1 pseudogene is annotated in these 397 nt (G+C 37.8%); it reads right to left on the reverse strand.

The annotated features are described in order from the left end of the window. A pseudogene (locus E3E37_RS11390) lies at window positions 1-309 on the reverse strand (hypothetical protein); the annotation flags it as partial. Window positions 310-397: the final 88 nt, after the last annotated feature.

Below are 397 nucleotides of genomic sequence, written 5' to 3' on the forward strand. Positions count from 1 at the left end.
TTTTGGTATCCTCATCAGCAAAATAGCACATTCCACATCTACCCTCTCAATGGGAATGCCACGATTCAAAATCTCTTTTAAAACAAGAGGAGCCCTCTTTTTTATTAAGAACGCATCCTCATGAGGTATTGTTTTCTTTTCTTCAATGCCTGTAATAAATAAAATAGTCTCAAACTCTCCGCTTTCTCTCAATGCCTCATTGGCTGATGTTTTAGAAACTCCAAATATTCTAGAAATCTGTTCTTCTGTCTTTTTAATATCAGAAGTTCTCAAAAACAAAATTGAAGGTCCGAACCTAAGCAACCTCATTACAATCCCCTCGCAAGCCGATATCCCCTTTCAAAATTAGTGCCCTTTGGGTATTCAACACTCACCACTCTCTTGTTTGGCAAGAGAA

This window comes from Thermococcus sp. ES12 (assembly GCF_012027515.1).
In the GTDB taxonomy this organism is placed as follows: Archaea; Methanobacteriota_B; Thermococci; order Thermococcales; family Thermococcaceae; genus Thermococcus; species Thermococcus barossii.